This is a genomic window from Mitsuaria sp. TWR114 (genome assembly GCF_007997345.1).
The window spans coordinates 1-6,389 of the sequence record NZ_VOSR01000360.1 but is presented as its reverse complement, the minus strand read 5'-3'; the positions used below and the strand labels follow the sequence as shown (position 1 = coordinate 6,389).

The window sequence follows — 6,389 nt, the reverse complement described above, 5'->3', positions numbered from 1 at the left end:
GCAGCCTCCGTCGGGGCGGGGGCGCCTTGCGGGTGCGCTTGGGCTTCGCGGGCGCCTCGGACGGCGTGTCCGCGGCGGCGGTCAGCGTGTCGGGCTTGGAATCGTCGATTTCGTTGGAATTCATGTGTCGGCTTGCACCTTGTCAGCGGTGGACACGGCCCCTTCCCGGGGCGTTCAAGTGGGCTCGGGGTTGACCGCCCCGGCCGGTGGTTCTTCACCCGGCTCGCGCGAGGCGGCCGGCTTGGATTCGTCTTCGATGGCGGCCTGCGCCGCCGCTTCCGGCACTTCGGATGCCTGATCGTCGGCTTCGGCCGCAGCCTCCACGGCGATCGTCGATTCGGTCGCCGTCGATTCAGCGACTTTCGATTCGTCGGCCGTCGATTCGTCGGCCATCGACTCCTCGGCCGTCGATTCAACGCCAGCCGATTCCGCCGCCATCAGGGCCACCGGGGTGGCGCCGTCCGGCTCGACTTCAACGACCGCGTCGCCGGGCGGCTCCTCGAGCAGCGAGCCCTGCAGCGCCCCGGCGATCGGCGTCGGGTCGCCGCCCTGGATCAGCGCCGGCAGTTGCTCCAGCGAGTGCAGCCCCAGGTCGTCGAGGAACTGCTTCGTCGTCGCGAACAGCGCCGGACGGCCCGGCGCCTCGCGATGCCCGATGACCTCGATCCAGTTGCGGTCCTCGAGCTGCTTGATGATTGGCGCCGCCACCATCACGCCGCGGATGTCCTCGATGTCGCCGCGGGTCACCGGTTGACGGTAGGCGATGATCGCCAGCGTCTCCAGCACCGCCCGCGAATACTTCGGCGGCTTCTCCGGATTCAGCCGGTCCAGATGCTCGCGCATCTCGGGCCGGCTCTGGAAGCGCCAGCCGGAGGACAGCGCGACCAGCTCGACGCCCCGCCCTTCCCACTCGCGCAGCAACTCGTCGAGCAGCGACCGCACGCTGTCCGCATTGAGCTCGTCCACGAACAGCGAACGCATCTCGCGCAGCGTCAGCGGCGCCTGCGCGCACAGCAGCGCCGTCTCCAGGACCCGTTTGGCCTCCTGCGTGTCCATGGGCTCAGCTCATGACGCCGGCCTCGGGACCGGTCAAATCGGTGTGTTTCGCCATCTTGGGCGCCAGCGGCGGCAACGGGCCGCGCTGGACGGGTTCGATCTGCTTGCTTGGGAGCTCTTCGCTCCATCGGCCGCCGTTCAGTGGACGGTCCCGGCCGGTGGGACGGACGCCGCGTCGGTCCGCGGCCTGCGCTGCGGACGGGGTCGACTGCCGCCCCGCCGCCGTCTTGCGCACGTTCTCGCGCAAGAATTGGTCGGCATTGTAGCGCGGGCGCGCGGACTCCTCTCAGAACGTCGGATCGGGCAAACCCGCGACGCGCCAGCCCGACGCCAGCTCCGGCGGCAACGGGGCCTCGAAGCGCATCGGCGCGCCGGTGACCGGATGCTCGAAACCGAGCCGCGCCGCATGCAGCGCCTGCCGCGACACGCCCAGCGCCTCGGCGCCGCCGTACAGCGCGTCGGACACCAGCGGATGGCCGCGATGCGAGGCGTGCACGCGGATCTGGTGCGTGCGGCCGGAGTGCAGCACGCAATGCAGCGCGGAGACGGTCCGTTCCAGGCCGCGGGCGTCCTGCCACTGCCCCTCGGCCAGCTTGAAGAAGTCGGTGCGCGCCGGCTTGCCGCCGCCGACCACCGCCATGCGGATGCGCGACTGGGGATCGCGCCCGATCGGCGCCTCGACGATCCATTCGTCCGGCGTGCGGCCGTGGACCAGGGCGAGGTATTCGCGATGGACCTCGCGCGCCGCGATCATCCGCACCAGCGCGGTCACCGCCGGCAGCGTCTTGCCGACGACCATCAGCCCGGAGGTGTCCTTGTCCAGGCGGTGCACGATGCCCGCGCGCGGCAGCGTCGCGGCCTTGGCGTGATGTGCCAGCAGGCCGTTCATCAGCGTCCCGGACCAGTTGCCCGCCGCCGGATGCACGACCAGGCCGGCGGGCTTGTTCACCGCGAGCAGGTGTTCATCCTCGAAGACGATGTCCAGGTCCAGCGGCTCCGCGCGGAAGGCGAGCGCCTCCTCGGTCGGGACCAGGTCGACGGCCAGGCGCTGGCCCAGCTTGGGCTTGCGCGACGCCTGGGTGACGAGCTGCCCGTCCAGCGTGACGCAGCCGCGCTCGATCAGGCCCTGCAGGTGGCTGCGCGAGAACTCCGGCGCCAGCTGCACCAGCCACTTGTCCAGGCGCAGCGCGAGCTGGTCGCGACCGGCCTCGGCCTCGCGGCGTTCGGGCGCGTCGAGGCCGACGTCCTGGGCGTCGTCGAGGCCCTCGCTGCCCGAGGGCTCGCCCGAGTCACCGCGCGGGTAAAGCCTGCCCTCGTGCGCCGGGTCGTGGCCGACCTGAACCATATAATCGCCGCTCCAATTTCAGATGAGGGCCGCCGTCGCGCGCGCCCTGTGGACCATGATCGAGACTTGGGTGTTGCGCCGCCGGACCGCGGAATCTGTCGAGCTGTCCGGGACCTGGCGCGCCGCGTGGCGCTGCGCCGCGATGACCGCCGCGACTGCCGCCGTGCTGGGACTGGCGGCCTGTTCGTCGGCCCCCAAGGAGGACCCGAATTCCCAGGCCAACCTGGAGAAATTGTACGCAGAGGCCAAGGAGGACATGCTCTCCGGCTCGTACGACCGGGCGATCAAGACGCTGGAACGCATCGAAGGCCGCGCCGCCGGCACGACGCTGGGCCAGCAGGCGCAGCTGGACCTGGCCTGGGCCAACTACAAGAGCGGCGAACGCGTGCAGGCCGTGACGGTGCTGGACCGCTTCATCAAGCTCAACCCGTCCAGCCCGGCGCTGGACTACGCGCTGTACATGAAGGGCCTGGTCAACTTCAACGACGACCTGGGGCTGTTCGGCCGCATCGCGCGCCAGGACATCTCGGAACGCGACCAGCAGGCGGCGCGCGACTCGATGCAGGCGTTCAAGCAGCTGGTCGAGCAGTTCCCCGAGTCGAAGTACTCCGAGGACGCCCGCATCCGCATCGACTACATCACCAACAGCCTCGCGGCGTATGAGGTGCATGTGGCGCGCTACTACTACAACCGCGGCGCTTATCTCGCGGCGGCCAATCGCGGTCAGGCCGCGCTGATGGAGTTCCAGTACGCGCCGGCGCTCGAGGAAGCCCTGTTCCTGATGATGCAGAGCTACGACAAGCTCGGCATGACCCAGCTGCGCGACGACACCCGCCGCGTGCTCGTGGCGAGCTTCCCGGATAGCTCCTATCTGACGACCGGAAAAGCGAAACAAAAGGACAAAGCCTGGTGGCAAATCTGGTGATCTGGTGGCCAGACACCCGCCAGACGTCGTTGCTCGGGACCTTGCATAGCGCTGCTATGCGGCGGCCCCTCGCGCCTAGTCTGGCGGGCGTCTGGCCACCAGATCCAAGCGCTAGCAAAGAATGCTCGAAGCCCGCTCGCTAGCGGGCTTTTCTCTTTTCCGCTTGCTGGCAGACGTCTCTCTTGAGGGCTGACGCCGTCAGCGGTCGTGAGAGGTCTTGAGCTCGGCGAGCCACGCCTGCGCGGCGGCCTCGTCGGGGACCTGCGTCATCGGAGGTAGCGCCTCGCGCAGGCGCTTGCCATAGTGCGAGCCAGCCAGCCGCGGGTCGCAGACCACCAGCAAGCCACGGTCGGACTCCGTTCGGATGAGACGGCCGGCGCCCTGCTTCAGGGCAATCGCGGCCTCGGCGACGAAGTACTCCATGAACGGGTTGCGGCCCTCGGACTCCAGCCGCGCCACGCGCGCCTCGACCAGCGGATCGTTCGGCGGCGGGAACGGCAGCTTGTCGATCAGCACGCACTGCAAGGCGTCGCCCGGCACGTCGATGCCCTCCCAGAAGCTCGCCGAGCCCACCAGCACCGACGCCGGCTGGTCGATGAACTGCTGCAGCAACTGCCGCTTCGGCATGCTGCCCTGGACCAGCACCTCGATGCGGTGCCCGCCCTCCTCGAAACGCTGGCGCAAGACCTCGGCCACCGTCTGCAACTGGCGCAAGGTCGTCGTCAGGATGAAGGTGCGCCCACCCAGCCGCGCCGCCAGCCGCGCTCCCAACCAGCCGACCGATTCGCCGTGATCGGGCTCGGACGGCTTCGGGAAATGCCGCGGCACGTAGAGCCGCGCGTGCGCCGCGTAGTCGAACGGACTGCCCACGCGCAAGGTGCGCGCCTCGCCGAGACCCGCCGGCTCGGTGAACCAGCTGAGCGCATCATCCTCGCCCAAGGTCGCCGAGGTGAAGATCCACGCCTTGGGCGTGCTCGCGAGCGCCTCCTGCATCGCCTCGCGGATGTCCAGCGGCGACTCGATCAGGCGCACCTGGTGCGTGCCGACATCCACCCAGCGCACCGCGCCAGGATCCGGCGCGCGTGCGAACAGCTGCGCCGTCTTGTAGAGCTCGACCGCGCGCTCATGCAGCCGCGCCAGATCCGGCCCGACCTCCATGACCGTCGCCAGCGCGTCGACGCTGAGCTCGACCGCCCGCGCCACCTCGCCCAGCGCCGCATCGAACTCGGTCCGGCCCTCGCATTCGTTCCAGCGCAGCTTCAGCACACCACGCAGCTCGCGTCCGCCGGCGCAGGCCAGCCTCAGTGCGCGCGCGGCGCGCTCGACGCCGCCAGCGATCGCCTGCCATTCCTGCAGCCCCCGCGCATGCGCAAGCCCCTGCGCCAGCAGGTCGCGCCCGAAGTCGAACAGCTGCGCGCTGCCCAGCATCCGGCCCAGGAAGTTCAGGCCGGCCTCGGGCAGCTGATGCGCCTCGTCGAAGATCGCGACCTCGACGCTGGGCAGCAACTCCGCGACGCCGCTGTCGCGCAGGACCAGGTCGGCGAAGAACAGGTGATGGTTGACGACGACAAGATCCGCCTCCATCGCTTCGCGCCGCGCCTTCACGACGTGGCATTCGCGGTAGGACGGGCAATCAGTGCCCAGGCAGTTGTCGCGCGTCGAGCTGACGATCGGGATCACCGGCGAGCGCTCGTCCAGGCCGTCGATCTCGGCGAAATCGCCGGTGTGGGTGCTCAGCGCCCAGCGCTCGATGCGCGCGAGCTGCGCGACCGCCCGTCGATCCGGCAGCTCCGCGCTGTGGCGCGCCTGCTGCAGTCGGTGCAAGCAGAGGTAACTCCCTCGCCCCTTCAGCAACGCGGCGCGCAGCGGCAAGGCGAAGGTGTCGAGCAGCCGCGGCAGGTCGCGCATGAAGAGCTGGTCCTGCAGGCTCTTGGTCGCGGTGCTGATCAAGGTGCGGCCGCCGCTGAGCAGCGCCGGCACCAGGTACGCGAAGGTCTTGCCGACGCCGGTCCCCGCCTCGACGACCAGCGTGTCGCGCCCGGCGATCGCCTGCGCGACGGCCAGCGCCATGCGCTGCTGCGGCTCGCGCGGCGCATAAGCCGGGTCGTGGCGCGACAGCGGACCGCCGGTGTCGAAGGCGGCGACCACCGATTGCTCAAGCTCGCCCGGCCGCAGCTCCTCGGCCGCCGCGCGGGCGCGCGAGGCCGCCAGCGCCGGCGACGCCTCGGCGGCGCCCCAGGGGGCATCGGCCATCAGGGCGTCGGTCGAGTCGTCGGTGTCGGGTTCGTGAGGGTCAGGCCGGCTCATCGGGATCACTGGCCCGCTCGAGCCGCGCGATCTCGTCGCGCAGGGCCAGGCGCTGCTTCTTCAGCCGGCGCAGCGTGAGCTCGTCGACCGGCGGCACGGCGATGCCGGCGCCTGCGCCGCCGATGTCGATCACGCGCAGCGTGGAGGCGCCGATCAACGCGTCGATGCGGCCATCCAGCTCGGCATGCGCGATGCGCAGTTCGATCAGACGTCGGGCTGGAGAGTGAAGTTGTTCATCCATAAACGGGGAACCACCCGGCCGGAACGCCGAGCCGCACGATTATAGTTTTGGGATGAGTCGCACTACCCCAGGCTTTCGCCTCAGCGCCGCCACCGGCATCCATCGCGGCGATCGTCTGTACCAGCAGGATCAGGTCCAGGTCATCGCCCATCCCCGCCAGAGCGGCTGCGTGCTCGGCATCGTCGCCGACGGCATGGGCGGCAAGAGCGGCGGCCGCAAGGCCGCGGACCAGGTCATCCTGACCGCCCAGCAACTGTTCGAGCGCTTCGTCCCCGGCGAGGAGGACGAGGCCGAGCTGCTGCGCCAGATCGTCTCCGAATCCCACCTGATGATCCGCCTGACGGCGATCTCGGCCGAGGAGGAGCCGCACAGCACCCTCGCCGCCTACCTGCTGACGGCCGACCGCCGCTGCTTCTGGATCCACACCGGCGACTCCCGCCTCTACCACTTCCGCGGCCCCAACATGGTCACGCGCTCGCTGGACCAGTCCTACGTCCAGCGCCTGGTGGACGAGG

Annotated in this window: 7 protein-coding genes; 2 read left to right on the top strand and 5 right to left on the bottom strand. The window is 70.1% G+C overall.

All coding sequences use genetic code 11. The annotated features are described in order from the left end of the window. Positions 1–174: 174 nt before the first annotated feature. From scpB to FUT87_RS14015, 3 genes are read right to left on the bottom strand one after another with little or no spacing between them, the layout of a single operon-like run. A complete protein-coding gene (gene scpB / locus FUT87_RS14025) occupies positions 175–1,056 on the bottom strand; it encodes an SMC-Scp complex subunit ScpB (RefSeq protein ID WP_147241414.1) in 882 nt (293 codons plus the stop codon). A 4-nt stretch (positions 1,057–1,060) separates the two neighbouring features. Continuing rightward, a complete protein-coding gene (locus FUT87_RS14020; protein ID WP_091722882.1) occupies positions 1,061–1,303 on the bottom strand; it encodes a hypothetical protein in 243 nt (80 codons plus the stop codon). 39 nt (positions 1,304–1,342) lie between these two features. Next, on the bottom strand, positions 1,343–2,401 hold the full coding sequence (locus FUT87_RS14015) for an RluA family pseudouridine synthase (RefSeq protein WP_147241413.1): 1,059 nt from the start codon (positions 2,399–2,401) through the stop codon (positions 1,343–1,345). Between the two features lie 142 nt (positions 2,402–2,543). Here FUT87_RS14015 and FUT87_RS14010 point away from each other — a divergent pair, with 142 nt between their 5' ends. Further along, positions 2,544–3,326: an outer membrane protein assembly factor BamD gene (locus tag FUT87_RS14010; RefSeq protein ID WP_091725042.1), complete on the top strand. Its 783-nt coding sequence runs from the start codon at positions 2,544–2,546 to the stop codon at positions 3,324–3,326. Positions 3,327–3,524: 198 nt separating this feature from the next. On the opposite strand, the gene FUT87_RS14005 is transcribed toward FUT87_RS14010, so the two are convergent. Both FUT87_RS14005 and FUT87_RS14000 read right to left on the bottom strand, forming a co-directional pair. Then, a complete protein-coding gene (locus FUT87_RS14005) occupies positions 3,525–5,579 on the bottom strand; it encodes an ATP-dependent DNA helicase (RefSeq protein ID WP_091725039.1) in 2,055 nt (684 codons plus the stop codon). Positions 5,580–5,619: 40 nt separating this feature from the next. Next, complete coding sequence (locus FUT87_RS14000) at positions 5,620–5,874, bottom strand: YdcH family protein (protein WP_091722875.1); 255 nt, start codon at positions 5,872–5,874, stop codon at positions 5,620–5,622. 52 nt (positions 5,875–5,926) lie between these two features. On the opposite strand from FUT87_RS14000, the gene FUT87_RS13995 reads away from it, so the two are divergent. Next, the coding region (locus FUT87_RS13995) for a PP2C family serine/threonine-protein phosphatase (RefSeq protein ID WP_186830532.1) at positions 5,927–6,389 on the top strand (463 nt) is incomplete at its 3' end.

Excerpts from the sequence above, each read along its gene's own strand:
- FUT87_RS14010 (WP_091725042.1), top strand. The coding sequence starts at position 2,544 with ATGACCGCCGCGACTGCCGCCGTGCTGGGACTGGCGGCCTGTTCGTCG.
- FUT87_RS14000 (WP_091722875.1), bottom strand. The coding sequence starts at position 5,874 with ATGGATGAACAACTTCACTCTCCAGCCCGACGTCTGATCGAACTGCGC.
- FUT87_RS14015 (WP_147241413.1), bottom strand. The coding sequence starts at position 2,401 with ATGGTTCAGGTCGGCCACGACCCGGCGCACGAGGGCAGGCTTTACCCG.
- FUT87_RS14005 (WP_091725039.1), bottom strand. The coding sequence starts at position 5,579 with ATGGCCGATGCCCCCTGGGGCGCCGCCGAGGCGTCGCCGGCGCTGGCG.
- scpB (WP_147241414.1), bottom strand. The coding sequence starts at position 1,056 with ATGGACACGCAGGAGGCCAAACGGGTCCTGGAGACGGCGCTGCTGTGC.